Below are 26555 nucleotides of genomic sequence, written 5' to 3'. Positions count from 1 at the left end.
GGAAACGGAGGGAATCGATGACCACGATTACGGATATTGCGAAGGCGGCGGGGGTGTCGATCGCTACAGTTTCGCGGATTTTGAATTATGACGCTACACTGGCAGTAACGCCGGAAACACGCCAACGGGTTCTAAAAACAGCCGAGAAGTTAGCGTATAAACCCCGTCGCCGCAAACGCGTTGCTACTCAAACAACGGTGGCTCTGATTCAGTGGCGGAGTGAACAAGAGGAGCTTAATGACCTCTATTATCTGCAGATTCAGTACGCTATTGAAGCCAGGGCCGCATCCATTGGTTATCATGTGCAAAATCTGCACCTGGAGCAATTAAACGCGGAAAGTGTTGCAAATGTTCAGGGTATCATTGCACTTGGCAAGTACGATGCAGGTGAGGTTGCCGAAATTAAGGCGTTAGGGTTGCCGATTGTGTTTGTTGATCAGAATATGCTGGCGTTTGATTGCGATTCCGTTACCGGCGATTATGCTGGCCCAATTGCCCAGATCATTGATCATTTTCAGAAGGTCGGCATTGATGATATTGGTTTTCTTGGCGGATTGGAAACGAGCCGCAGTGGACGCGAACAGTTTCAGGATGTTCGGACCGCGACATTTGATCGTGTGACTAAAGCTGCCGGAATCGATCATGCCGAGTTTCGATTGATCGGTGAATTTACCCCGGATTCCGGTTATCGGTTAATGCGACAGGCCATCGAAAAACTAGGTGAGCGGTTGCCACACGCATTTATCATTGCTAATGACACCATGGCGGTGGGTGCTTTGCGGGCGCTTAATGAAGCTAACATTTCGGTACCGCAGCGTGTTTCGGTCATCAGTTTTAATGATGTTGCCGTGGCTAAGTTTACAACGCCCCCGTTATCGACTGTGCATGCAGCGACCGATCAGATGGGTCAAACTGCAGTTGAGTTGCTACAGGCGCGCTTGAATGATGCTAAACGGGTTCCACGACAGGTTAATTTCAAAAGCGAGTTGATTATGCGCGCCAGCAGTTTGTAGGTGGCACCAGCTGTCAGATGATACCGCAAGATGGCTGTACACAATCCGGGAACCATGACATAAGGAGGTTATGATGGACGTTTCAGTTGAGCAATATGGTCAGTATCAGGGACAAAATCTTTATGAATTAACCCTCACCAACGACCAAGGTATGGTAGTAAAGCTGTTAAATTATGGTGCAACGTTGGAGAAGGTGCTTTTACCGGAAGCAGATGGTCTCCACAACATGGTGCTGTCATTACCAACACGCGAAGATTATTCAAAAGAACGTAATTTTCTTGGCGGTACGGTTGGCCGGATTGTCGGGCGAATTCGGGGCCACGTTTGGCAACACGGTGACGTTAAAGTCGATTTGCCGATGAATGAAGGCAAGAACCATATTCATGGCGGAGATGATGGGCTTGATCGTCAAGTTTACAATTTTCGCACCGAGCAAACTGCAACGACGGCGAGTGCGAGCTTTACTTTTGTCGATCCGGCCGGACACAACGGTTATCCCGGCAATCTTAAATTACAGGTGACTTACACGCTGACAAACGCGAATGCTTTGCAATATCGCGTTGATGCATTGAGTGATGATGAGACGCTGTTTAATCCAACCAACCATACTTATTTTGCACTGGATCAACCAGCTACGATTGATGAAACCGTACTGACAATTCCAGCAGATACCTATAAGCCCTTGGACGCCGAACATCTTCCGGATCAAGGCTGGCAACCGGTGGCGGGTACTGTATTGGATTTTCGCAACGGGCAAAAACTGGGCGATGTCATCCATACGCGTGCCGATCAAATTACATCTGAACGTGGCATTAATCACCCGTTCCTCCTAAAAAACGGCAAAGCACTAGCCGCCAAGCTGCAAACTAAAAATCACACGATGACACTTGTCACCACTGCACCAAGCGTGGTTGTGTATACAGCCAATCATTTCGATGGTACAGGCGTTGCGCATAACATCAAGCAATTTGATGGGGTAGCACTTGAATGCCAGTATCCGCCAGTAAGCGGTTCGGATTTATCCGCGATCACGTTGCTGCCAGGTGAACCATTTACCTTGGCGAATACTTGGACGTTTGAATAATAGTTAACGACGAAAGGCTCTTTGGGGATGCTCAAAGGGCTTTTTTGTATGCTGGGGTATCGGTGCTGGCTTTCTGCTTGTTGAAGCATGGGTGTTGTGGTGTTAGGGAATCGAAAAGATTGAGTTTATGCAAACCGTTATATTTTGCAGCGGGTTTATCCTGATATATACTTTTAGGAAATGAAAGCGATTACGATAGCAAGCTTTTAAATTAAATATTCTCGTGAACTAATATTTAACCGCTGTGATTAAAGATGCAGCATGAAAGTGGGGGGTTCGCTATGAAAAACGGCTTCTTGAAATTGCCACTCAGTGTACAGGGAATCGTCATAATGGTTGTCTGGTTGGCAGTTAACGCGATTTATATTTGGTACAACTGGCCGGTTAATAAGTTTGATTTTGCGCCAGCTTTTTTACCGGTGTTTCCTGTTTTGATCAGTTCCAGAAGCGGTGTCGTCATCACTAATTGGCAACCGTGTATGGCAATTATTGTTGGATTGACGAGTTGGTATCTCATCAGGCAAACGCGAATGCAAAAGACAAAATCGCCGCTATTTATTCGCTTGATACGTCACCTGTTACCGGTTTGGCTGTTTATGGGGACTTGTTTTTTATTATTGAATCATTCATTAACCTTTCAATTACTGACTTAGGGTGGGCGCCGTTAGCAACGATTACTTGGGGTTCACCGTATACATTATTCTTCTTGGCAATTCTGGTTATTGTTAATTTGATTTTACTGTTCCTGAATCGAACCAACACATTAGATGTCGATATTTTTGATATCTGGCATTTGTCATTTACAGGTCTATTGGCTATTTATTTTGGTGCTAACCTTTTTGTTGCTACCGTGTTGGTTATCTTCATTGGCGTTTTAAAAATTATCAATTCCGATTTGATGAAGCCGACTTTCAATGACTTGTTGGACGACTGGGAGAACCCGATGACGACAACGCATTTAAACTACATGATGAATCCTGTGATCATGGTGTTTGATAAGTTGTTTGACAAATTGTTCCCATGGTTGGATAAATATGACTTCGATGCGGCAAAGCTAAATGAAAAGATCGGATTCTGGGGCAGTCGTTTTGCCATTGGGATTTATCTGGGGATCTTTATCGGTCTGATTTCCCATCAAGATATTAAGTCCATTACGACGCTGGCCTTTATGGCTGCGACCTGCTTGGAGCTGTTTAGTATTATTGGTTCGTGGTTTATCGCAGCGGTTGAGCCGCTATCTCAAGGGGTTGCGGATTTTGCTAACAAACGCTTAGGCGGCCGGATGCTTAATATCGGACTTGACTGGCCATTCTTGGCTGGTCGTGCTGAAATTTGGGCTGCAGCTAACGTTTTAGCACCAATCATGTTGCTGGAAGCTTTGGTATTGCCTGGTAACGGGATCTTGCCTTTAGGTGGGATCATTGCAATGGGTGTTACCCCAGCGCTGTTGGTGGTTACGCGTGGTAAGATTATTCGAATGATTGTTATTGGTGCTATCGAACTGCCACTGTTCTTGTGGGCCGGTACACTTTCAGCACCATTCATTACCCACACGGCACGTGCTTTACATGCGAGTGGTATTCCTGCCACTGGGTTAATCTCTTCGTCAACCAAGGAAGGCCCGATTGAACAGTTCATTGCTGTTTTGGTTGGTAAAGCTTCTAAGGGCGAAATGATGATGATTGTGTATGCTGCGTTGGCATTAATTGCTTACACTGCATTGTTCTTCTGGTATCGTCATGAAATGATGAAACGGAATCAGAAGTACTCTGATGAGGGTAAAGAGGTTGCTGATGATGTTAAATTTGTCGCAACCCATGCCGCTGCTAATTCAGCAGATTAATGATGAAGCATTTAAACCATTCTGTTAGGTATCATTGATGGTGATTGTGCTATAAACAGCTCTAGACGATGCGGTCTAGGGCTGTTTTGCTATAAAAGCTTTAAAATAATTTGGCATATAAATATTCGTAAACCGGGTGTATAGTAAAAATCAACCAATTCGAATTTTGGAATCCTAAAATGGTGAGGGCGTGGAGATACTTGCAGAGACTAGCATTTCTCAAATCATGGCTTGTTTTTATTTGTGTCGGACTAGTGGGCGCTGAGTTGACGGAACTTGCTACTAAGATTGATCTTAATGTGGCAGCCTATATCCGCCTAATCGGTTACTTACTAACGCTTAAGGTCGCTGATGTGATAACAAAGAAAGTTGAGTCCAATAAGAAGACTAAACCTCGCCAAAATTGAGCATGGATGGATGCATGCTGAAATGATACCAGTAATGGAATAGCTTGAAGGTCAATACTAACGCGTGGCTGGCGGCCAGCTTGAGTGTTCAAGCAACAGAGAGAAAAAGACGGACAGATTTCGAGTTGAAATCTGTCCGTCTTTTTGAGGGGTGGATGATAGTTCATAGTGGCATATCATTATCGACAAGTTTTAGTTCGTGGATTTTTGATTCATCCGATGTGCTCGCCGTTTTTTACGATCAAAAACGTTGTCAATTTTGAGTAACTGATAAAGTGCATAGCAAGCAGTTACCATGACCGCTACCTGGGTGAATGTATTCTTGAAAATGCCGTTTAAAATGGTGACAAGTGTGACGATGCCGAGCCAAATTAGGTAACTTTTTTTACGATTTGTCATCAAAAAGGACCTCCATTAATCTTATCCTACCTCTATTATAGCTTAATTGAAGCGCTAAAACTAGACAAAATGAACGATAACAAACAAAAAAGAACATACATGAGCACGTTTCGCGTTGACATCGCATAAAATGAAGGGCGATAGTGGTTTACTAATCGAGACCAGTAAACGGCTTTCGTCCTTCGCGTCTAATATGAATCTTCCGTACATTGTTTAATAAATCGGAAGTTTTAAGTTGACTTTAGCAGTCAAAGTTTAACGGCAGCAGTGTAAATTCGCTTAAAGAATTGATCCATGGTTGCTTGAGGCTTAAGTACATTGGTCAAACCGACAACAGCTTTCTTTTGTGCTTGATTAATGCCCAGCAGGCCAGTGTAGCCTAGAACGCTGCCGCTGTTACCGAGCCATCCGTCTGCCAGCTTGTACCAGCCATAGCCGTATCCAGCTTCGGCGGCTTTAAAGATCGTCTTCCAACTGGCCGCGGTTAGTAGTTGACCTGTCAAAACTGCTTGGGCAAATTTTTCTAAGTCGGCAACCGTTGTGACGAGTCCGCGATCGGCTTGGTTTTCATTACCTTTACCAGCCACATTGGGATTGCCGGCTATCCAATGATAACTTTCTGCAAATGCGTGGGCTGTGCCAAGTTTCGTATTGGTTAAGTTCAGCGGATCATAGATTTGTGCTTTTAAGATCGCCTCAAGTGGCCGTTCATTCGTCACGCGATCTAGAACTTCGCCCAACAGCAGTGCGTTCGTGCTGCTGTACGCGGTTTTGCTGCCGGGTTTAAAGTTCAGGGGTAGATCATCAACCACAGCCAGTACCTTGGCTAAATCCATGTTTTGACTGGTATGTTGATTGATTTGCAGCGCTAACCGTTCGGCCGGCAGTGTGTCGGGAGCGTTGGCTTTAAATGGTGCAGCCATCAAAGTTAGATAATCTGGAATTCCGCTTTGCATGGTGGCTAGTTGCGCTAAGGTTATTTGCTCGGCCTGTTGATACTCCGGAATATACTTAGACAGTTTGTCAGTTAGCTTGACGGTGCCGGCTTCAACAAACTGCATGAGCAAAACACCGAAGAACTGTTGGGTGACAGTTCCGGCACCGCTTATTGTATGGGATGCAAACGGTACCTTCATGTCAATATGGGAAAACCCCTGCGCGTCTGCTGCTAATTCTTTATCGGGGGAAACAACTGCTACAGCACCGTTATAGTGTTCGGTTTGTAAGGAACGACTCAACGGTGATTCATCTTTAAGAACTTCTGGTGTTACCATTTTGATGCCTCCAAGCAAGATTGACTTGGTCGAACTTTAGCTGTGTTATCTGAAACGTGGCGTTTTCGGCCGTTTTGGTTGTGTTTTAATCTAGGTGATTGACAGTGACTAGCTTGCCAGTAACGCCGACTTTGATGCCTTGATTGATCTTGTCGGTGCGGCTGGCATGAACGACTTGGAACTTGTTTTGCTTAACAATCAATGGGTTGTCGGTGTGATAGCCGACTGGTAACGGTTGATTGCTACCGCGAATTAACATGACAATAAATTTAAATCCGCTTGCATGAGCCTCACAGGGACTGTAATGCAAAGTGTCACTGAAGAATTCGACCACAGTGCCAGCAGGGACGAAGAATAGCTTAGCGTCCTTTTCCGCGTTAAATTGACCATCATGCATCTGCCCGCGTTTACCGATCACCATCACGACATCGGTGAAGAAAACATTCACCTCGCTGCCTTGGTGAAATTCGACTGCTGTCAAAGCCTCGGCGTGTCCGGCACATTCACCGGCTTCGATTGGCAGACCGGCAAAAACATCACGACCAATCTGTTGGACCACCGGGAGCTTTTCCATTGCGGGGTTGGAAGGAATATAGCGATTGGCAGCAGTCGGAGCGGGGATGGGGACTTGCTGATCCATGAACTGTTGGAGTTCGCTGACGTCATACTGTGTACAGGTGACCCCGTAATCGGAAAACGCTGAATCGGTTAACTGATAGATCGTCTTATCCGGATTCAGAGCTTGAATCTTTTCGAAAGTTGACATTTGATTGCTTCTTTCCTGGTTTAATAAGTTTCAATGGTGACTTTAGCAAAATACTCGGCAAACTTGGCGGGGTTGACAAAACCGGTTTCTGCTTCCATGGTGTTGAGCATGCCGGTTGTCATTGCGGTTTTCATAATGTCTTCATCGGACTTGCCATCATGAATGCCAATTGCCAGACCGGCAAGTGTTGAGTCCCCTGAGCCAACGGGATTGACAACCTGAATCTTAGGAATCGCGGCGTGGTAGAACTTATCTTGATGTTTAACAAAAGCACCGGCTGACCCTAATGAAACAACGATCCAATCTACGCCGTCAAAAATCGGATCAGTGAGAGCTTGTTTCAAGGTTGCGTAATCAGTCTTATCCACCGAACGATTGAGCAGGCCGGCGAGTTCCTCTTCATTAGGCTTGATTAACAGCGGCTTTACGGGTGCTTCAAGGGCTGATTTCAAGGTTGCACCGGATGTGTCTAGCAGCACCTTCACGTTTTTGGCACCGGCATGGGCGATCATTTGCGTGTAGTAATCTTCAGGAAGTCCTTGTGGCATTGAGCCGGAAATCGTCAACAAATCGGTCTGATCAAGTAGCTTATCAAAGTGGTCTAGGAAGGCACTTGCATCTTCAGGCGCGATGGTTGGGCCTGCTTCGAGAATTTCAGTTTGTTTGCCGCCATCGTGCAATACCGCAATCGAGCTGCGGGTTTCGGCGTCAATGGGAAAGAAGTTATGGGCAATGCCATCGTGATCCAACTGATTTTCCAGCCATTTGCCAAAATAACCGCCGATGAAGCCAGTGGCCGTGATGTCATGATCAAGCAGATGAATGACGCGGGAAACGTTTAACCCTTTTCCACCAGCAGTTTTGCGAACGGTTTTAACCCGATTGACCGTGTCGATTTTAAGATGATCGAGTGGATAGGAAACGTCGATTGAGGGATTTAATGTAACCGTTAAGATCATAATGAGTTTTCCTCCAAAAGTGAACGTGAGCAGGTTGCCTGCTAACGTCATATTAGTGATTGTGTTAGTCGGTTTTCGGTTAATAAAAGCCGACCCCTCAAGGAATCGGCTTTTATGGTCTTACACGAACTATTCGTGGCTGACCTTGTCCGTCCAAGGAGTAGCAGTATCCGCTAAAACCTTGTTCAAACGATCGATGTTAGCTTTACCTTTCGTTTCCAGCCATTGCTTGCCGGCAGCTTCGCCTTCAGCAGCAAATGGCTTAACGCCTGGCTTCCAGGTTGCCCGGCCGCAAAGCACACCGTTAAAGGTTGAACCGGATTCCTTAGCGAATTTGAGTTCTTCAAGGAACAATTCGTTGGAAACACCAGCGGACAAGAAGATGAACGGCAAGCCGGTTGCATCGGACTGGGCTTTGTAATATTTGGCAGCTTCTTCTTTGGTATAAACCGGGGTTACGCCTTCATCGGTGAAGCCTTCAACAAACTTCTGATCAACCGGAACTTCGACTTTTAGAACGGAGACATTGTACTGCGGTTTGCTGAATTCCTTGGTGATCTTGATGACCTTGTCCGGCTTAACCTTAGCCCATGCGGCGGTGCCAGTCTCGTTGAGCGTACCATCATAGGAAACCAGTTCCAGGAACAGTGGTAAATCATTAGCCTTAGCTTCAGCACCAACCCGCTCAACAAACGCATATTTACGATCGTTGATACTATCAGGTTCGTCAGGGTCAATGTATAGCAGGAATTTGACTGCATCGCCGCCTTCGTTCTTGATGCGCAAAGCACTTTGGTTATCAATCAGATCTGGGAAACGGCCAGGTTCAGTCGCATCGTAGCCGGTCTTTTCATAGGAGAGAAGCAAGCCGGCTTGTGGTGCACGAACTTTGGCAGCTGGCAGGCCATATTCCGGATCAAGCAAAATTGAACTGGCGTATTTGGTTAGTTCTTCAGAAACCGCTTTCTTGAAATCGACAATGGTGGTTTCATCAGCTGGCTTGTTCGCTGCAGCTGCAAGCATTTTCTTTAAAGAACCGCGTTGATCAATGGCCAGCGCGGAGATAACGTTATTTTCGTCGGAAAGTTTTTGCAGATGCTTGAATTGGCCCGCAGTAAGGGTGACTGTCATGTAAAAAATGCCTCCTAGGATTTTAATGTTTAATTAGTCGTGATAGACGCCTTCAGCCCACTTTTCGAGTTCAGCATCAAAGAAATGCGGGTTGTCTTTTTGATCAGGATTTGGTTTCGCGATGTTGTCGATCTTATCAATCAACTTTTTATTTTCAGGCGTTTCTTTGTAGGTGGCATCCAGATAAGCTTTGACAATATCTTGAATGAGGTGAACGCCGACAACTGCGCCACCGATACCTAAGACGTTAGCGTTTAGCTGTTCGCGAGCATAGACGGCTGAGGTGACATCATCACACATGGCCGCGCGGATGCCTTCGTTTTTATCTGCGGCTGTTGAAATACCGATACCTGTACCGCACATCACGATACCGAGATCTGCACGACCATCAGCAACATCTTCGGCGACTTTCTTACCATAAATCGGATAGTGGGTACGATGCGTGTCATAGGTGCCTTCATCAATAACTGTGTAACCCATGTCTTTTAACATGTTTGAAATTTCAATCTTTTGCATCGTGACGATGTGATCGTTACCAATAGCAATAATCATAAGTGTGAAGCTTCCTTTCTATATTGGGTGAAAGACGGCGTTAAATCATTTTTTCAAGCATGTCGAGCCGGATTTGATGACGGCCGCCAGCATATTCGGTATCCAGATAACGTTGGATGATGACCAGTGCGCGATCATAACCTGTAATGCCGGTACCGATAGCAATTGCCTTGGCGCCATTATGTTCAGCCGTCATGTGGGCAGTGTTTTCTTCTTCAACGACCGCGGTAACCATGCCTTTGACTTTGTTAGAAGCCATGGCAGAACCGACACCGTAACGATCAAACATGATGGCTTTGTGCGCATCACTGTTTAGCAGCTTTTTGGTAACTGCCAGTGAAGATTCAACAAAATCTTCAGCTGGTTCAGGCGTCACATCCGCGACCCGATATTGATGTTCCTCCAAATATTTCTTAACTTGTTCTTTCATTGCAAAGCCATCTTTGTCTGCACCAATAATGACATCCATGATCTATTCTCCTTTTTTTGTTTTGTCTGTAATAACATGCGTATATGTGTTGTAATGTTGCCGATCGTCAGCGCTGATTCCGGGATCAGTGATAAGCCCGTCTGTTTGGTCAAGATCGTAGAAACTGTAGAAATCTTGCCGATTAAGTTTGAAATGATCCGCAGCAACAAATTTCATCCCCGCATTGTTCAACGCAATTCGCTGCGTTTGACCTTCTTCGGGGCTGGCGTTGCTAATGTGATTGTCAGCGATACCGTTAACACTGATGAATGCTTTGGTCGTTGTGAGGTGAGCTAACATCTCATTTGCCAAGCTTCCGATAAAGGCTCCTGATCGTTCGCGGAGCTGGCCGCCGATCAGTTTTAACGAGAAGTAATCGGCGCGGTCCTGAAAGCTTTGGAAGACGGGAAGACTATTGGTGATGATCCGGACGTCAGGTTTCTTGAGGTACTGTGCAATCAGTTCATTTGTTGTGCCGGGCCCGATATAAATCGTATCGCCTGAAGTGATGATATCAGCAATGGTAGCGGCGATTTTACGCTTTTCGTTGACGTGAATGGACCGCTTCTCATTTCTGGACAATTCAGTTAGCGGTTTAAAATGGGTACTTTGTGCGCCGCCGTGAATACGGACTAACTCATTTCTTTCAGCAAGCTCTTCCAGATCCCGTCGCACAGTCATGGTTGAAACGCCTAAACTTTCACCAATTTCGTTAACGGTCACAATCCCTTTACGATCAACTAAATTACGGATTGTTAGCAAGCGCTCGTCTTTTAACATTGACTCACCTCACAAAAAAATGTTCGTTGTTGTTTGATTTTGTTTCTTATTACAGTCCTTAAGTTACCACTGGCCACATGATTCGTCAAGACCATAGTTGCGGTGTTTACGACTATTTTTATCGCGTGTTTTTATAAAAAAAGAAATAAAAAGCGTCATAAAAATATGCAGATATAGCCGCATATTAGTAATCGAATAAACAGAAGACAACAGGTACACACAGAAATACGGTGCCTGCCAAATATCGGTTGATGATTTCACGGATTCAAACGACTGATTCATTTAGCGTCAATTGACCAAGAACGGAACTCAAGAAGCGCAAAAAAGCCCCAAACATTTGCATGCTTAGGACTGTGGTTACGTTGTTATCTGGTAGAATTAATTGGTAATAACTTGACTATTAGGGGCAGTGTCACTGTTAAAACGCGTAATATATAGTAGCAGTCATACGTTAATTAAGCTTTGAAAGTTTTAATAAATCATCCGCTTGCTGGAGGACAGCAATGCGTGGCGTGACAGCGGGTGATGGTGGCGTTGTCCACCCCGCGAGTGCAAAGGCAACTTTTGCATCGGCTGCGGCTTGGGCGTCAGTCGGCGTATCACCGATGTAAACCGTCGTGTCAGGTTGGCCGCCTAACCGGTTACGTGCTAAGGTAATTGGATCGCCAAAGGGTTTGTTGCGTTTGGCTTCACCGGCGACAACCACTGTTTCAAAATACGGACTAAAGTGATACTTCTTATCTTCTTCGAGGAATTGCGGTTTGTCTTTTGAAGTGACGAGACCAAGCTTATAGTGGCGGCTTAATTGCGTTAGGACTTTTTGCATGTTGGGGAACCAAGTGACATGGTTGAGAAAAGCTTTCGAGTCTTCGCGCCATTCTTCATGCACCACGGGAATTTCTGCTGGACCGAAGCCTAGCTCTTTTAAACTATCGACACCAGCGCGGCCATTGGTCCAAGTCAAGTCCTCAATGGCGATTTTGCGGCCATGGCGGCGTAAAGTTTTTTGAAGCCCGTAAAGGTAACCTTCAACGTTGTCAAGCAAGGTGCCGTCAATATCAAAGATAAACGTATTCATATTCTTCCTCCTATAACGCTTATTATTGTAACAAGTAAGCGATAACAAAGAAAGGCGTAAACATGCGATTTCTACACACGGCCGATTGGCATATTGGCAAAAAACTAAACGATTTTGACTTATTGGAAGATCAGCAGGCGGTGTTTGAACAATTGGTGACCGTTGCCAAGCAGCAACAAGTCGATGCTATTGTCATTGCCGGCGATTTATATGACCGCGCTTTACCCAGTGAGGCCGCGGTGGCAACGCTTGATCATATGCTGGTAACGCTAAATCGTAAGCTGAATTATCCATTGTTGGTGATTTCCGGCAATCACGACTCGGCTGTCCGCCTACGTACTGGCCGGTCATGGTTTTCCACAACTAAGATGTACGTCAACACGCAATTAGCCGAGGCATTTACCCCAGTTGAACTTGGTGACACTCAATTTTTCTTACTACCTTATTTTGAACCGTTTGCTGTCCGTGATTATTTTCAGGATGCAACGATTACCAATGTAGCACAGGCCATTCGCCCGATTGTTGCCAAAATGAAAGCCCAGTTTAAACCCGATATGCGGCATATTTTGGTGAGCCATTTTTTTGCTGCCGGTAGCGATCATAGCGCTTCGGAAACAAAGGTTAACGTCGGCGGATTGGATGCAGTCCCGATTGATGACTTGGCAGCGTTTGACTATGTGGCGTTAGGTCATTTGCATAATCATAATGCGCTGCACGCCGAACCTAAGATTCAGTATAGTGGTGCCTTATTGAAATATGCGGTCGCTGAAGCCAAGCAGGAAAAGGGCGTCTACATTGTCGATACTGACACGATGGCGCGGACGTTTATTCCGTTGACGCCACAACATGACTTGATTGAGTTGAAAGCCAGCTATGCGGAATTGACTGATCCGGATTTTTATCGCCAGCAGGACCGCGATGCTTATATTGGCGTTGATTTAACCGACACGCAGGTGATTCCGAATGTCATGGCCCAGTTGCGGAAGATTTACCCAAGGATTATCAGCCTGCGCCGTGAAAATGGGGTCACCGCCGTAAAACCGTTAAAACAACGGCAGCGCGATCTCGATCCGCTGAGTTTGTTGAAGAATTTTTATGCTGAGATGATGCAAACAGATCTGACAGCGGATCAGCTGAAGTGGGCCAAAGCGGGACTTGGTGAAGCAGAAAGCGGGCAGAAACAGTGAAACTTAAACAATTACACATGCAGTTTTTCGGACCCTATGCAGATGAAACAGTTAATTTTGAAGATTTTCGCACGACCCCGCTATTCTTAATCAGCGGACCGACTGGCAGCGGGAAAACCACGATTTTTGATGCCTTAGTGTATGCGTTATACGGCGAGACGTCAGGGGAACGCGATGGCATGCAGATGCGGTCCAACTTTGCCAGCCACCATGATCTGACTAAAATTACGTTAACTTTTGATCATGACGGTAAACATTATCGGGTAGTGCGCCAGCCGCAACAGATACAGCAAAAAAAACGTGGTGATGGACTGACTGAGGTCAAAGCAAAGGCCATATTGGCGATTGCAGATGCTGATAAGCAAGTGGCCGAATATACCAAAAAAAATCAGGTCCAAAGCCAGCTTGATGCAATTTTACATCTTGATGCCAAGCAATTTCGGCAAATTGTTCTGCTGCCTCAAGGAGACTTTCGGCGTTTTCTAGATGCCGACAGTAATGCCAAAGAAGATTTACTTCGGGATTTATTTGGGACCCAGTTGATTCAACGCTGGCAAACAGCTATGCAAGCACAAACCAAGCAGCAGGGAGCCGCGATTCAGGATCAGGAACGGATGCTGAATTTGCTGACGTCACAGTTTGAATTTGCCACGCCGCCATCTGACAACGCGACGATGGCTGACAAATTGGCCTTGATGCGTCAGGAAGTAACGCAGCAAGCAACAACCGTCACCAACCTGCAAACCATGGCAGACCAACGCCACCAGTGCTATCAGACGGCCCAGACAGCTCTTCAGACCGGCAAGCAGCTGGCACAAGCATTTGAAGATCGAAAACAAACTGCTGCGGCTTTGGCACAACTTGCTGAACAGAAGCAAACACAGCAAGACCGTCTTAAGTTAATGGAACGGTTAACCTGGGTTCAAGAACACGAGGCAGCTGAGCAACGGGTGCAAAGAGCAGCTCGTGATTTAACGATAGCCAAGACGCAACTTGTACAAACCCAAACGGCAATGAAAACCGCTCAGCAGGCCATGGATCAGGCCCAAACGAAATTAAATGATTTACAGCAGCAGGATTCGGCCATTGAAGCCAAAAAGACGCAACTTGATCAATTGCAATCGGTTAAACAGCAACTCGTTGCAATTGCGGATCAAGAAAAACAAGTAGCCCAACAAACCGCCGCAGTTGCACAGGCAGAAGCAGCGTCTGTACAGGCGCAAAAAAAATTGGCAAATGATCAGAAAAAACTTGATCAATATCAAACCGAGTTGAACCAACTAGCAGTGTCAGATTTGGCAGATCGAGCAGCTGACCATAAACAATTAGTGGCAGCGCTGAAACCGGTAGCCGCTAATTATCAAGATGCGCACGCTGAAGCTGAACAACTTGCCAGCAAGCTAACGGACACAAAGACGTTGCTGATTCAGGCGACAAATGTGAGTCAATCTGCCGAGCAGCAGTTGAATCAATTGCAACAGACCCAGATCCGACAACAAATTGCCCAATTGGCGGCTAAGTTGACGCCCGGGACCCCTTGCCCGGTTTGCGGCAGTGTCGAGCATCCACACCCGGCTGTAGCCTTGGATGAACCGCTGGTGACTGAGGCTGAGGTGAAACAGGCTACCCAAGCACGCCAGCAAGCAGCGGCAAAAGAAACGACTTTGCAAGCCCAGGTATCCAACCTAGAAGAACAGCACGCTGCCGCTACCAAAAAGTCAAATGTAGCAAAGAACAGTTTTTGGGCGCAGGTGAGCTCAAGCATAGATGCAGTGAGTCCCCAAAGCGAACAGTCAGATGTTTTGAAACAGCTGGCAATACTTGAAGAAAAAGCACAGGCTGCAGTCCAAGCGTTATCCGCCGCTCAGATCAGGCAGGATGCGCTGAAAAAAGCAATAACAGTTGGTCAAACTGTTGTGAGCGCAGATGATCAGGAAATTCAAGCAACCCAAAGTGCGCTTAATACAGCGAAGATTGAGGCGGCAAAAGCTAACAGTGTACTGACGACCATGAAAGCAAGTTTACCTGCAGGCACGACTGATCTTAAGACAGTAACCGAACAGTCGCATGTCTTGACTGAAGCAATCAAGACTTACCAGGAACAATTAAAAACGGCGCAGCGTCAGTTAAGTGAGTTCGATCGCCAGTTAGCAGGCTTACATGCAGATGAACGCCATGCTACTGACCAGATCGCGACACTGAAAAAAGAGCACCAGGAAGCAGAAGATGGCTTTTTATCTGCAGTAACTGATTATTTTGGTTCGGATGGTGTCGCAAAATTTGCTGCCATGCGCGAGCAATTAGGGCAATTACCACTTTTGCAGCAACAAACGCAGCGTTATAAGGATGACGTTTTAAAGCAGCAGACATTACTGGCAGCCGCTAACAAAACGATTGGCAATCAACCGCAACCTGCCCTTGATCAGCTTGAGGCTCAAGCAAGTGCAGCTGAAGCAGAGGCAACAAAAGCACAAACTGCCTTCATTGAAGCAAAGCAGAAACATGATACGGCCCAAAAATTGCTTGAACAGGCCGCAGATATTTTAGCGGCCAATCAAACTGCTTTGGCTGCCTATGCCGACTTGCAGACACTGACCGCCGTTATGAACGGCAATGGTCCCAAGAAGCTTAGTTTGGAACGTTACGTTTTACAAGCCTATCTTCAGGATGTTTTGGATGTTGCTAACACTCGCTTGCAAGTGCTTTCCAACCAGCGTTACCAATTTGTGTTGCATACGGACTTGGGAACTCAAAAGATCCATTCAGGTCTGGAAATTGATGTATACGATGATCAGGTGGGTGAACGTCGCGCAGTTCAAACACTGTCTGGTGGTGAAAGCTTTATTGCTGCGTTGAGCCTTGCATTGGCACTGGGCGAGGTGATTCAGCAAGAAAGTGGTGGCATCAATATTGATGCTTTGTTTGTTGATGAAGGCTTCGGGAGTTTGGATACCAATAGCCTTGATGTGGCAATGAACGCGCTTGAATCGCTGGAAGGCGAATCGCGATTGATCGGGATTATTTCGCACGTGACGGAATTAAGGGATAATATTCCCGATCAGTTGCAGGTGCAGCCAGCAGGGACAGGGCGGAGTCGGATTAAGGTGATGCATATGGCGTCGGCGTAAGATGGTTTGAGGCCCACTTACACTCCGTTTTCTAAGCGGCCCTGATTGCGCTCTTAAACGCGTTCGCCAACCCAGAAACCTGCACATAAGGACCTCAGATCCCAATGGCAAAGCCCGGCCATTGGGATCTGAGGCCACTTATGCTCCGGTTTCTAACCGGGTTGGCTCACGCTCTGAAACGCGCTCACAGGGCCAGAAACCTGCGTGTAAGGACCTTGAGCCTAAATGGCAAAGCCCAGCCATTTAGGCTCAAGCCCGCTTACACTCCGGTTTCTAAGCGGCCCTGTTCGCGCTCTGCAAAATTATCTGTGTCATTTTTGTGTTTAAGTGGTATAACAGAAGTTGTAAGGGTCATACCTTCTAACTCACACCAAAAAGAGGCGAGATCACATGGCATCATTGAGCAAAGAACAAAAGAAAGCTTTGATCGCTAAGGTCGAAAAGGAGCGCCAAGAACATCCTGAAAAGAAGTCAAAGAAGTCTGGCTTCGAGACGATTGACGAAGAAGCAGAACGCCTTGAAAATGAAAACTAATATCTATTAAGTTATGAGCCGCAAACATATACTTGTTTGTGGTTCTTTTTTTGTAAGCGCGAGCCGGCGCGGTTAGCAATCGGAGTGTAAGTGGCCTTAAGCGTGATGGCCGGTTTTTGGCCATTGCGCTTAAGGTCCTTACACGCAGATTGCTGCGCTGGGGAGCGCGTTATAGAAAGTGAGCGTGAGTCAGCCCGGTCAGAAGCCGGAGTGTAAGTGGCCTTAAGCGTGATGGCCGGTCTTTGGCCATTGCGCTTAAGGTCCTTACACGCAGACTTCTGCGCTGGGGAGCGCGTTATAGAAAGTGAGCGTGAGTCAGCCCGGTCAGAAGCCGGAGTGTAAGTGGCCTTAAGCGTGATGGCCGGTTTTTGGCCATTGCGCTTAAGGCCCTTACATGCAGGCTTCTGGGCTGGCGAACGCGTTATGCTGGAGGCTACCTGATTACTTACAACTCTCTGGAATGGCGAAGCTCGCAAATGGTGATAACTATGAAGATTCGAGGTACTGCAAGGCCATTTTGGCATCATCGGTATAGCTGTTATTGACAAGGAAAATAAAGTGAACCATTTATGCGTTTCCTGTTTTAAAAACTTTTTTCGGAAAAATTTAGCACTTGGCGTTCACAAGTGCTAATTTGTGGTATAACTATAGGTGGAGCGAGGGAGAAGGAACAAGAGCTCCGGAGCTAAGATCGTTCTCCTGAATCCCAGAAGTCTCTGTTTGAAAGGAAGTTATCTGTTATGGCTAATGAAGTTATGAATCGTCGTAATAATGAGTTGATGAATGATGTAAATGATCCGTTCTTTGACAACTTGGCACGTCGGTTCTTCGGCCCGGTATCTGACTGGATGGATTGGGCAACACCTTCCATTGCCAGCACGGCCGTCAACGGATTGCTGACTGACGTTAAGGAGACCAAGGACGCTTACGAAGTTCATGTTGATGTACCTGGGATCAATAAGGACAACATCAAGCTGAACTACCATGATGGTGTCTTGAGCATTAATGTTCACAAGGACGACATCACAGATCACGCCGACAAGAACGGCAACGTCATGATGTCCGAACGCAACTATGGCACGATGAGTCGGAGCTATCAGTTGCCAAACGTTGATGACAGCAACATTAAGGCAAGCTACAAAGATGGTGTTCTGAACATCACATTGCCAAAGTTAACTGAATCTAAGGAGTCTGGTCACAACATTGACATTCAGTAATGTTTATCATCAGGCGGCTCAAGATTCACGAACTGCATTGCAAGCATGATCAGAAGCGGCACCACTGTCGTTGATGGGCAAAACCCAGTAGTAAGCAAAATCAGTCGATGAGAATTGCAGCAGTTGCAGTGATCATTGAACCGTAAGAAATCAGTCCCATGATGCGTACGATCGTGGGGTTGATTTTTTTGCTCTTTTTGCACCGAGTGAGGTTGGTTTTTAGCCGATTCGATTTACTTTTCCAAATTATGAAACTCCATGGTAAGCTATTTTCTATGATGACAAATAACAAATTAATGGATTGGCCGCCTGAAAAAGTTGCGGCATTTCAGCATGCACTCTTGGATTGGTACGATCACCATGCACGGACATTGCCGTGGCGTCAAGACCATGACCCTTATCACGTCATGGTCAGCGAGTTGATGTTGCAGCAAACCCAAGTGCAAACCGTCATTCCGTACTACAACCGATTTATGGCGCAGTTTCCGACAGTTGAGGCGTTGGCAGCAGCACCGGAAGCGACGGTGCTAAAAGCTTGGGAAGGGTTGGGTTATTACTCACGCGCCCGCCGCTTGCAACAGGCAGCTAAACAAATCGTGAATGACTATGGAGGTAAGTGGCCGCAAACGGCTGCGGAGTTACAGACACTGGCTGGCATTGGACCGTATACAGCTGGGGCCATCGCATCCATTAGTTTTGGAGAGGTTGTTCCTGCGATTGATGGAAACGCATTTCGGGTCTTTGCCCGACTGTTTAAAGTGGATGCCGATATTGCGCGCCCGCAAACTCGAAAAGTGTTCGATGACTTGATTCGGCCACTGATGCCCAAGGAGCGGCCAGGTGATTTTAACCAGGCCGTGATGGATCTTGGTTCAAGTTATATGTCTGCCAGTCATCCTGATCCCGCCCATTCACCGGTGCGCGCGTTTGATGCCAGCTTTCGCGATGGTGTTGTGCAGGACTACCCAGTTAAAACCAAAAAGCCGCGGCCGGTCATTCATCGTTATTTTGCATTGGTGATTCGATCCAAGGCCGGTTACTTGCTTGAACAGCGTCCGGGTAAGGGGATGTTGGCTGATTTGTGGATGTTCCCGTTAATTGATATGGCCGAGCTTGAAGCCACTATGGAAAGCGAACAGTTGGATGAAATCAGTGCTCGGTTTGCAGACTTGTCCGGAATGACTTTAACTTTTGCCGATCTCGGTCGTCCTCAGGTGCAACATACTTTCACCCATCAACGCTGGCAATTGACTTTAATCGGAGCGGATGCAGCTGCTGCCGAATTAAAATTTATGCCAGCACGGTGGGTACCGGTTGAAGATTTTGGTAAAATGGCACTTCCGACCGTTCAAAAGAAGCTTAATCGGGCATTGGGATTAACTGAGCCGGGATAATCATCTGGTGTAGCAGCGCAAGACAATTGTTAACTGGTTTGGAAAAAGCGGCGGTATACTGTGGTCATCAATGAAAGCAAAGGTGGTCAGATTGACAGTTAAGGTAACTAAAGACGTCACTTATGGCGATGCACCGTTACAAAAGCTCGACTTCTATGAACCGGATAAACCAAATGGAGCAGCCATTCTAGATATTCATGGTGGCGGCTGGTTTCGTGGTGAAAAGCAAAAAGAAAGCGATATGGCTAAACGGTTCGCCGCATTGGGTTATCACGTGGCGGTTCCTAATTATCGGTTGGCACCGGCAGACTTTTTTCCAGCCGCACGTGATGACGTTTTAGCGGCTTTTTCATGGTTGCGCACCCATGCTCAAGTTGAGAATCTGGGTGTCTTCGGGTCGAGTGCCGGTGGATCACTAGCCGTTGATGTCGGGCTGGCTGAAGGCGTACCAACTGTTTCTTGGTCGGGTATTTTCGATATTCAGCAATGGTTTGCGGATCATCCAGCAATTGTGGCTCAGCCCGACACCAAAACGGACTTTGTTAAGACGGCCAGTGCCGAGATTGATCAAGGTGGGCGCAATGATCCATTCTACAAGTGGTTCATCTTGAATTATGTCGATGCAGATGAAACAAAATTTTCTCAGGTTGAGCCATTTGACCGGTTGACGGCTGATGCAGGGCCGCTGTACTTGGCTAATTCACAGGCGGAAATTATTCCTGTTAGCGGGATTTATCGATTGGCTCAAGGGGCAGCAAAGCTCGGTGTACCGGTGACTTTGCAGGTGATTCCCGGTGGCCAGCATGCAGAAGGGTACTTGTCGGCAGCGTGGCCGGGGACAGTGGCGTTTTTGGCACAGCATTTATTGAAGGGATCAATTTGAAAACATTAGTGATTGTCAGTCATCCAGACATTGAAAAAAGTAACACCCAGCAGTTTTTAAAAGCCAGTGCGGCAACCTTGTCGCAGGTAGCGTGGCATCATTTGGATGTGAATCTGCCTTTTGATGTGCCCGCTGAACAGCATGCCATTCAAGCTGCTGATCGAATCGTCTTCCAGTTTCCGTTGTACTGGTATATGGCGCCTGCCAGTTTGCATCAATGGCTCACAGAAGTATGGCTGAAGCAGTTTGTCTATGATGCACATGGTGGGTTGCTGAGGGGAAAGTCACTGGGATTAGTGGTAAGTTTCAGCCAGCCAGAAGCCGCGTATCAGCTTGGCGGCAAGGTGGGCTTTAGCCTCAGTCAATTTTTAACTCCGTATGTGGCGCTTGCAGAAAAAACGAGCCTGGATTTGCTTGCTCCTTTGACGATTTCGCAGTTTGCCAATCAAACGGATATGGCTCACCAACAGTTGCTGGTGCGGTACCAGCAATATCTGACCCTGGTTCATCCTGATGATCCTGACGAACAGGCGCAGTGGTATATTGATCGCCTGCAAGCTAACCCGGAAACGAGCATACTGGCGGATCAACTTGCTGCCCAAACCGATGAAATTGACCGGTTGCGGCTGACTTTACATGAATTAAAGGCAGGTGAGTCAGAGTGACGACCGATGAACAATGGCTTATCGAGACGGCTGCCCAACATCAAAAAGACGCGGCATCGTATGAAAATGCAGCGTTTTTTGCGGCTTTACAGACGTTTGTCGCCAAGCAAGCTGAGCGCCGTGAACAATATGAAGCCGAAATTGATGGGCGCAGTTGGAATCATGAGCAGTGGTAAAGTTCAGTCTGACGACGGAGGGACATTGCAAAACGATATGCTATGCTTTAATTAGCATAAAGTGTTGGAACAACGTGGGATTTAAGCGCGCGGTTCACGCTCACATTAACGCGTTCGCCGGCGCAGGAGCCTGCATGTAAGGACCTTGGACGCAATGGCCAAAGCCCGGCCATCACGTCCAAGGCCGCTTACACTCCGGCTCCTGACCGCGCCGGCTCACGCTCAGAAAAAAGGGAGTATCAATAATGCAAGCAATGTTTGATCGTCTTCAACGTTGGTCGTGGTTGCGCGGCCTGCTTATGATTTTGATTGGTGGCTGGATTTTAATTGATCCGCATCAGGTCTACCGAAGCTTTCTGTGGATTGTTGCAGCAGTTCTGATTATTGCCGCTATTCCTAAATTGATCGATGGATTTTCTGCGCACAAAAGTTCTGGAACTTATGGGACATCGCTTTTTGCCGGAGGATTTTACCTCTTGCTGGCGTTGCTGATTCCGGCAATCGTCAAGCCGCTCATGAGTCTGGGACCGTTGATTATCGGGATTATCTTGATGATCTACGGGGTTAACAAGATTATCGGCGCTCGCCAGCAACAGCAATATGTAAATGTTTCACCATGGTCGACGATTATTTATGGTGTGGCCTTGCTTATTATCGGGTTTATCATGGCGATTAACCCGTTTAAGACGGTGATGATGGTCTTCGCCTTGTTCGGCGGCGTGCTTGTGGTAATGGGCATTCTGCAACTTTTCACTAAAAAAAGCGATTAAGCTGACTAAGCAAAAAGCCACGGAGGAATTTATCCATGGCTTTTTATATTCGCATCACAACTAACTAACTCACAATATAAAAAACAGGACCCATGTATGCGCAATATCATCGCAACATTGGTCCTGTTTTTTTTACGCAATGGTGGCAAGGATACTCAACGAGCTGTTCTGCGGTTAGTCATCGGTTTATTGTCGTGGATACACAATTTGATTAGCCCAATGATTGATGGGACCGTATTTGTGGCCAACCGGAATTGGATGGCCAATTGCCTGATTAGTAAAGCGTTTGGCAATCCGAATAGCGTCTTCAACATCATTACCCTTGCCGATTTCGGCGGTAATCACTGCCGAAAGTGTATCACCGGTGCCGTTAACGCGGTCCGTATCGTGATAAGGTTCGCTCAGCCAAAAAGATTTACCACTTTCCAGCAACACAAAATCCCGAACTTCTTTTTGAGTCGGATCGTCATGGGCACCTTTTAATACAACGTTTTTGGCTCCTGATGCTTGTAGCTGATGGGCTGCAGCTTCTGTAGCAGCATCGGTGTCGAGTTTCATGCCGGTAAGATGTTCTGCCTCATAGTGATTCGGAGTCACCACGGTTGCTAAGGGAATCAGTTCATTTTTGACGGCATCGTAGGCATCTTGTTCCAGCAGCATCGCGCCGTGCTTCGTGATAATGACCGGATCGACCACCAGCGCACCGAAATCATACTGTTGCCAGTTTTTGATAATCGCTTGCACCAATGCCTTATCAGCCAGCATTCCGGTTTTAGCTGCTTTGATTTTCAAGTCAGCAGCCAAGGATTTGAACTGCGCATCGATGAACGGCACCGGCATCACCATGCTGTCTTGGATACCATAGGAATTACCGGCAACCGCCGCGGTCAAAACGGTCGCACCGTAAACGCCACGCATGAAGAAACTATGCAGATCTGCTTGAACGCCGGCACTGCCATCACTGTCAGTACCGCCAATTGTCATCACTTGTGGAAATTCGTTAGCCATCATGATCATCTCCTGATAAAAAAGTCTGAACTCTCATCAGCATGTCCATTCATTGGAAGGTTTGCGCTAATGCCAATCGTTCATCTGTACGGTTAGTTAAAAGCCCGTTTTTGAGGTAAAACTGCTTTTAGCCATTCGCCAATAAATGGATATTGCCGATTTAATTCAATCACCTGAGTTTCCGGATCTGGGTATTTCAGGTAAATCATATTATTGTCCGGATTAACCATTACAGTAAAGAGTTTTTGATTGGGCAGCGGTAATTCATATACACCTTGGTGACTGCCTTGCCGCATCAAAATCGCATTACTGGAAGCAATGACGAACAGTTCGTCTAACGCAGGGGAGTTTGTCCCGGCAGAAACCCGCACGACCAGCTTGAGGTGATGGTTGACCAGTTCTTCCGGAATTGTGGTCGAGGCCCATTCAAATCGGTCACCTTTAACCTCTTCAGAACCTAAATCTTTCCAATCGTGGCCGTCTTCGTCCAGAACCTGGTAGTCGAGAACTTTGCTATCCCGATCAAGGTTAGTCTGAATGCTGAATTCGCCGGCTTTAACAACCGTTTTTTTGGCGACTAATGGTTTGAGATTATCAAAGCGGGTTTTAAAGTGTAAGCCGTTGATTGGCTGCAAAACCGTTTCGTCAATGGTTGCAAATTGATAGCCGCCTTGATTAAGGGCCTTGGTTAAAGCAGACAGTGCTTTGATTTCATCGGCATCGTAAGGCAGCGCGTTGCTGTCGCTTGCCGTAATTTGTAACAGGGTTGGCAAATTGGCGGCTTTCAGGGTGGCGCTTGGGCTTAGCGGATCAACAATGGTTAGCAGGGGCTGATTGTCTTCTTCAGTTGCCTGAATAAGCGTGATTTCACTGTGGTGAGGATCGCTAGTCGTGTCTTTAAACCACAATGTCTGTAAAAAGTTAGTTGGAATGGCAGCAATATTTTGCAACGTTTGATAGAGTTTGTCACGCATCAAGCCCGTGTAACTTGCCAGTAACGCGGTTAGTGCATCATCATTTGAACCCCATAAAGGCGAATCGGCTAGTCGGTCAGCTTCGGTTTGATACGCGGTGCTGATTTGTTGACGTAGCTGTGAGACATTTAACGGTTTTGCAATTAGGGCAGCCAAATGTGTGTCATTAAGATTAAGCATGTGTGCGCCCTCCTTCAAGCTTTAATGACTGCATGAAATCATCTTTCAAGTTGGCAAGAACATTTTCAAACTCCGCAACGGAACTGTAGGTGCTCAAGACAGCTTGATATTCATAACGGGTAATGGCTGCAGAAACTTCCAATTCGCGTTTACGTTTATCGAAGGTGTCATCAGCCGCCAGCTTTTCTTTATCAAAGCGGGCCTTAAGTTGCGAGGCATCGGTTTTTGATGCATGGGAAGCTGGGGCATCGGATTCATCACTTGGATCAATGAAATTTTTCAAAAGTCCGCGGAAGCCACCGTTACCTTGGGCGGATTGATCGCGTTCAGGTGCTGCTTCAGCTTCAAGATTATCAATTTGCGTATGCAGTGAATCAACATCGCGGTAAACTTCCTTGCGCATGGCGTCCAACTGGCGATCCAGATAGTGATCAGGATCATCGGAAAAGGCTTCCAGTTGCGGCAGGATCTTGCGTTGTTCATCGGTTGACTGGGTAATCGCGCGCAAAATGACGTTAATATGACCAAAATCGCGGCGGTGATACCAGTTGCCAAAATAAATCGTCCCTTGATCATTGACTTCAAAAAACGGAATATGTTGCCGCAAGAAATCAATAAACCCGATTTGTAAAAAATCATGCAGTTCGGCTTGGGCGCTTTTGTCGTAAGCTAAAATGTAGCCAGGCGCTTCTTCAATATCGAGGCGCAAATTCTCTGCTGTGGCATCGATTCCCTGGTAAAGGCGGTAACGTGATTTTTTATGCCAAGCATCGGTAAAATCACTAAAGAATTTCTTTTGGTAAGTAAGACTCGTTTCGATTGACATATAATATCCTCTCACATTCTGTCCAATTATTTTAAGTGTACCGCATAAACGGGCATATAAGGAAGTTTTCTTCTCATTTAGAGCTAAGAAGGTCAAATCAACCGTTTTAAATGGATGCATGCTAAAATGAGCTCGTGTAGGGTGTTCGGGTTTACGAAATGAGGTAAGAAAATGAAAATTGCAGTTTTGGGTGCGACTGGACGTGCCGGAAGTGCCATTGTTGCCGAAGCGAGAAAACGCGGTCATGATGTGTTGGCTGTCGTGCGCGATCCGCAAAAAGCTGCGCGCCGGCTGGGCCAAACCGTTCCGACGCTGGTGAAGGCACCACTAGATTTAAGCGAAGCAGATCTAGATGGTGTTGATGCCGTCGTTGATGCGCTGAGTGTTCCGTGGGGCTCTGGCCGCGGCTATTTACATTTGGATTTTGCCACGCATTTGATTAGTTTGTTGCGTAATGCGGATCCGTTAGCCGTTTTTATTCTGGGAAGTGCTAGCTTGGCAATGCCAGGTGCCGATCATCCGATGATTCTTGATTTTCCGGAAAGTGCTGCGAGTCAGCCATGGTATGACGGTGCGAAGTATCAGTATGATGAATATCGATTTTTGCAGATGACCGATAACGTTAAATGGATTGGTATATCCGCCAGCGAGGCTTTTCCAAGCGGACCGGCAACCGGTTATGTTGCAGGCAAAGATACCTTACTGGTTGGCGAAGATGGTCAGAGTCACATCACAACAGGTAATATGGCCTTGGCAGTCTTGGATCAGCTAGAGCAGCCAACCGCTTTGCAAGATCGGATAACCGTTCGCGATGTGGATGAATGAGCGGTAATAGCAACCAAAAAAACACGATTTACGCAGGGGCAAAGCCTTGTGTGAATCGTGTTTTTTGGTGATTTTTGAGATGAATGAGTTGGGAAAACGATGGGTGGTTAGCCGCGGTATGGTGGGTTGGTAGTGGTGGTTATGCGCTTATCAACTGATAAAGGTTTGGGGATATAGTTTGGGTACTAGACTAATTTTTGTGTTGTTTGGGGGTAAGGCTTTTTAGTTTAGGCAGTTAAGGGAGCTGATATTGCGTTTTTATGCGGTCCCCCGGCACAGAAGTCTGCGTGTAGGAAACTTGGACACAATGGCCAATGTGCGACCATCACGGCTAAAGACTGTTTGATTTTAAGAAAGTAGCCGGGAGGACGGAAAGACTTTCTGGTTTAGGCAATTAAGAAACTGACATTGCGTTCTATAACGCGCTCACAGTCGCAGCAATCTGCGTGTAAGGACCTCTAGCCTAAATGGCCAAAGCCCGGCCATTTAGGCTAGAGGCCACTTACACTCCGATTGCTAAGCGCTCCTGTTCGCGCTCACCATAACGCGCTCCCCGGCGCAGAAGTCTGCGTGTAAGGACCTCAGACGCAATGGCCAAAGCCCGGCCATCACGTCTGAGGCCGCTTACACTCCGACTTCTAACCGCGCCGGCTCGCGCTCAACAAAAAAACACCGCGTATTGGGGGTACGCGGTGTTCCCGTGTCAGCGCCATTGGGGGTGGAGCTGACTTATTTTTACTTTGGAGGAGTAAAAATGAAAAAAGTTGGGTTGGGGTAGTAGTAAGAAGGGGGTAAACTTCCTTGCTACACTTAAGAGAATAATCGCTAATTGTGAACTTTTTATGACGTTCTGGCATAAAATTTTAGAACGGACGTTTTTTTCGTCATCAGTGCACTTTTTTCGGCCGAATGACTAGTTATTAAAAAGAAGCTGTGAGATGTCAGTTTCTTGCAATAATAATCAATCAAAATGATAAACACTGTCAGATTAAAGGATTAATCATTTCTTTTCTACAAAATTAGAGCCGTTAAC

24 protein-coding genes and 2 pseudogenes are annotated in these 26555 nt (G+C 46.6%); 14 read left to right on the top strand and 12 right to left on the bottom strand.

Annotated elements, in window-relative coordinates:
• Positions 1-17 precede the first annotated feature (17 nt).
• From ACWP87_RS02025 to ACWP87_RS02010, 4 genes and pseudogenes are all read left to right on the top strand, one after another.
• The gene (locus ACWP87_RS02025; protein WP_005691825.1) at positions 18-1013 is read left to right on the top strand and encodes a LacI family DNA-binding transcriptional regulator; all 996 of its coding nucleotides are present in this window, start codon (positions 18-20) and stop codon (positions 1011-1013) included.
• A gap of 73 nt (positions 1014-1086) precedes the next feature.
• Complete coding sequence (locus ACWP87_RS02020; protein ID WP_014569240.1) at positions 1087-2097, top strand: aldose epimerase family protein; 1011 nt, start codon at positions 1087-1089, stop codon at positions 2095-2097.
• Positions 2098-2378: 281 nt separating this feature from the next.
• Positions 2379-2723 (top strand): annotated as a pseudogene (locus ACWP87_RS02015) (hypothetical protein); the annotation flags it as partial.
• A pseudogene (locus ACWP87_RS02010) lies at positions 2723-3940 on the top strand (PTS transporter subunit IIC); the annotation flags it as partial. The pseudogenes ACWP87_RS02015 and ACWP87_RS02010, both read left to right, overlap by 1 nt.
• Before the next feature lie 599 nt (positions 3941-4539).
• Here ACWP87_RS02010 and ACWP87_RS02005 read toward each other — a convergent pair.
• The 9 genes from ACWP87_RS02005 to ACWP87_RS01965 form a co-directional block, all read right to left on the bottom strand.
• A complete protein-coding gene (locus ACWP87_RS02005; RefSeq protein WP_014569243.1) occupies positions 4540-4746 on the bottom strand; it encodes a hypothetical protein in 207 nt (68 codons plus the stop codon).
• A gap of 248 nt (positions 4747-4994) precedes the next feature.
• A complete protein-coding gene (locus tag ACWP87_RS02000) occupies positions 4995-6020 on the bottom strand; it encodes a serine hydrolase domain-containing protein (protein ID WP_014569244.1) in 1026 nt (341 codons plus the stop codon).
• Between the two features lie 85 nt (positions 6021-6105).
• The gene (locus ACWP87_RS01995) at positions 6106-6786 is read right to left on the bottom strand and encodes a DUF4867 family protein (RefSeq protein WP_014569245.1); all 681 of its coding nucleotides are present in this window, start codon (positions 6784-6786) and stop codon (positions 6106-6108) included.
• Positions 6787-6806: 20 nt separating this feature from the next.
• Positions 6807-7745, bottom strand: a complete 939-nt coding sequence (gene lacC, locus ACWP87_RS01990) for a tagatose-6-phosphate kinase (protein WP_014569246.1) — start codon at positions 7743-7745, stop codon at positions 6807-6809.
• Between the two features lie 129 nt (positions 7746-7874).
• A complete protein-coding gene (locus ACWP87_RS01985; protein ID WP_014569247.1) occupies positions 7875-8876 on the bottom strand; it encodes a tagatose-bisphosphate aldolase in 1002 nt (333 codons plus the stop codon).
• A 33-nt stretch (positions 8877-8909) separates the two neighbouring features.
• Positions 8910-9428, bottom strand: coding sequence for a galactose-6-phosphate isomerase subunit LacB (lacB, locus tag ACWP87_RS01980; protein ID WP_005684124.1), 519 nt, complete (start codon positions 9426-9428; stop codon positions 8910-8912).
• Positions 9429-9468: 40 nt separating this feature from the next.
• Complete coding sequence (lacA, locus tag ACWP87_RS01975) at positions 9469-9897, bottom strand: galactose-6-phosphate isomerase subunit LacA (RefSeq protein WP_005684122.1); 429 nt, start codon at positions 9895-9897, stop codon at positions 9469-9471.
• 3 nt (positions 9898-9900) lie between these two features.
• A complete protein-coding gene (locus tag ACWP87_RS01970) occupies positions 9901-10677 on the bottom strand; it encodes a DeoR/GlpR family DNA-binding transcription regulator (RefSeq protein WP_005684120.1) in 777 nt (258 codons plus the stop codon).
• 451 nt (positions 10678-11128) lie between these two features.
• Positions 11129-11755, bottom strand: a complete 627-nt coding sequence (locus ACWP87_RS01965) for an HAD family hydrolase (RefSeq protein WP_014569248.1) — start codon at positions 11753-11755, stop codon at positions 11129-11131.
• 62 nt (positions 11756-11817) lie between these two features.
• On the opposite strand from ACWP87_RS01965, the gene ACWP87_RS01960 reads away from it, so the two are divergent.
• From ACWP87_RS01960 to ACWP87_RS01920, 9 genes are all read left to right on the top strand, one after another.
• Complete coding sequence (locus ACWP87_RS01960; protein WP_014569249.1) at positions 11818-12942, top strand: exonuclease SbcCD subunit D; 1125 nt, start codon at positions 11818-11820, stop codon at positions 12940-12942.
• Positions 12939-16070: an AAA family ATPase gene (locus ACWP87_RS01955; RefSeq protein WP_014569250.1), complete on the top strand. Its 3132-nt coding sequence runs from the start codon at positions 12939-12941 to the stop codon at positions 16068-16070. Before ACWP87_RS01960 ends, ACWP87_RS01955 begins: the two co-directional genes overlap by 4 nt.
• A 390-nt stretch (positions 16071-16460) precedes the next feature.
• Positions 16461-16604 carry a hypothetical protein gene (locus tag ACWP87_RS01950; protein WP_014569251.1) on the top strand — a complete coding sequence of 48 codons (144 nt, stop codon included), beginning with the start codon at positions 16461-16463 and terminating at the stop codon, positions 16602-16604.
• Between the two features lie 740 nt (positions 16605-17344).
• Positions 17345-17821 (top strand): Hsp20/alpha crystallin family protein, encoded by a 477-nt coding sequence (locus tag ACWP87_RS01945; protein ID WP_005684114.1) that lies wholly within the window; start codon positions 17345-17347, stop codon positions 17819-17821.
• A 278-nt stretch (positions 17822-18099) separates the two neighbouring features.
• Complete coding sequence (mutY, locus tag ACWP87_RS01940) at positions 18100-19215, top strand: A/G-specific adenine glycosylase (protein ID WP_029943698.1); 1116 nt, start codon at positions 18100-18102, stop codon at positions 19213-19215.
• A gap of 91 nt (positions 19216-19306) precedes the next feature.
• Complete coding sequence (locus tag ACWP87_RS01935) at positions 19307-20098, top strand: alpha/beta hydrolase (protein ID WP_014569254.1); 792 nt, start codon at positions 19307-19309, stop codon at positions 20096-20098.
• Positions 20095-20763, top strand: coding sequence for an NAD(P)H-dependent oxidoreductase (locus ACWP87_RS01930; RefSeq protein WP_014569255.1), 669 nt, complete (start codon positions 20095-20097; stop codon positions 20761-20763). The genes ACWP87_RS01935 and ACWP87_RS01930 overlap by 4 nt, the downstream gene beginning before the upstream one ends.
• Entirely contained in the window at positions 20760-20939 is a 180-nt protein-coding gene (locus ACWP87_RS01925; protein ID WP_005691857.1) for a hypothetical protein, read from the top strand. Before ACWP87_RS01930 ends, ACWP87_RS01925 begins: the two co-directional genes overlap by 4 nt.
• A gap of 245 nt (positions 20940-21184) precedes the next feature.
• Positions 21185-21709 (top strand): DUF308 domain-containing protein, encoded by a 525-nt coding sequence (locus tag ACWP87_RS01920; protein WP_005691858.1) that lies wholly within the window; start codon positions 21185-21187, stop codon positions 21707-21709.
• A 186-nt stretch (positions 21710-21895) separates the two neighbouring features.
• On the opposite strand, the gene thiD is transcribed toward ACWP87_RS01920, so the two are convergent.
• The 3 genes from thiD to ACWP87_RS01905 all read right to left on the bottom strand — a co-directional run bounded on the left by thiD (position 21896) and on the right by ACWP87_RS01905 (position 24697).
• Positions 21896-22717, bottom strand: a complete 822-nt coding sequence (gene thiD / locus ACWP87_RS01915) for a bifunctional hydroxymethylpyrimidine kinase/phosphomethylpyrimidine kinase (protein ID WP_015764875.1) — start codon at positions 22715-22717, stop codon at positions 21896-21898.
• A 92-nt stretch (positions 22718-22809) separates the two neighbouring features.
• A complete protein-coding gene (locus ACWP87_RS01910) occupies positions 22810-23871 on the bottom strand; it encodes a hypothetical protein (RefSeq protein ID WP_014569257.1) in 1062 nt (353 codons plus the stop codon).
• Positions 23864-24697 (bottom strand): hypothetical protein, encoded by an 834-nt coding sequence (locus ACWP87_RS01905; RefSeq protein ID WP_014569258.1) that lies wholly within the window; start codon positions 24695-24697, stop codon positions 23864-23866. Before ACWP87_RS01905 ends, ACWP87_RS01910 begins: the two co-directional genes overlap by 8 nt.
• Positions 24698-24868: 171 nt before the next feature.
• On the opposite strand from ACWP87_RS01905, the gene ACWP87_RS01900 reads away from it, so the two are divergent.
• Complete coding sequence (locus tag ACWP87_RS01900; protein ID WP_014569259.1) at positions 24869-25522, top strand: NAD(P)H-binding protein; 654 nt, start codon at positions 24869-24871, stop codon at positions 25520-25522.
• Positions 25523-26555: the final 1033 nt, after the last annotated feature.

This window comes from Lacticaseibacillus sp. 22, from assembly GCF_055413445.1.
The sequence above is the reverse complement of the archived record's forward strand: the minus strand, read 5'-3'. Positions and strand labels throughout refer to the sequence as shown.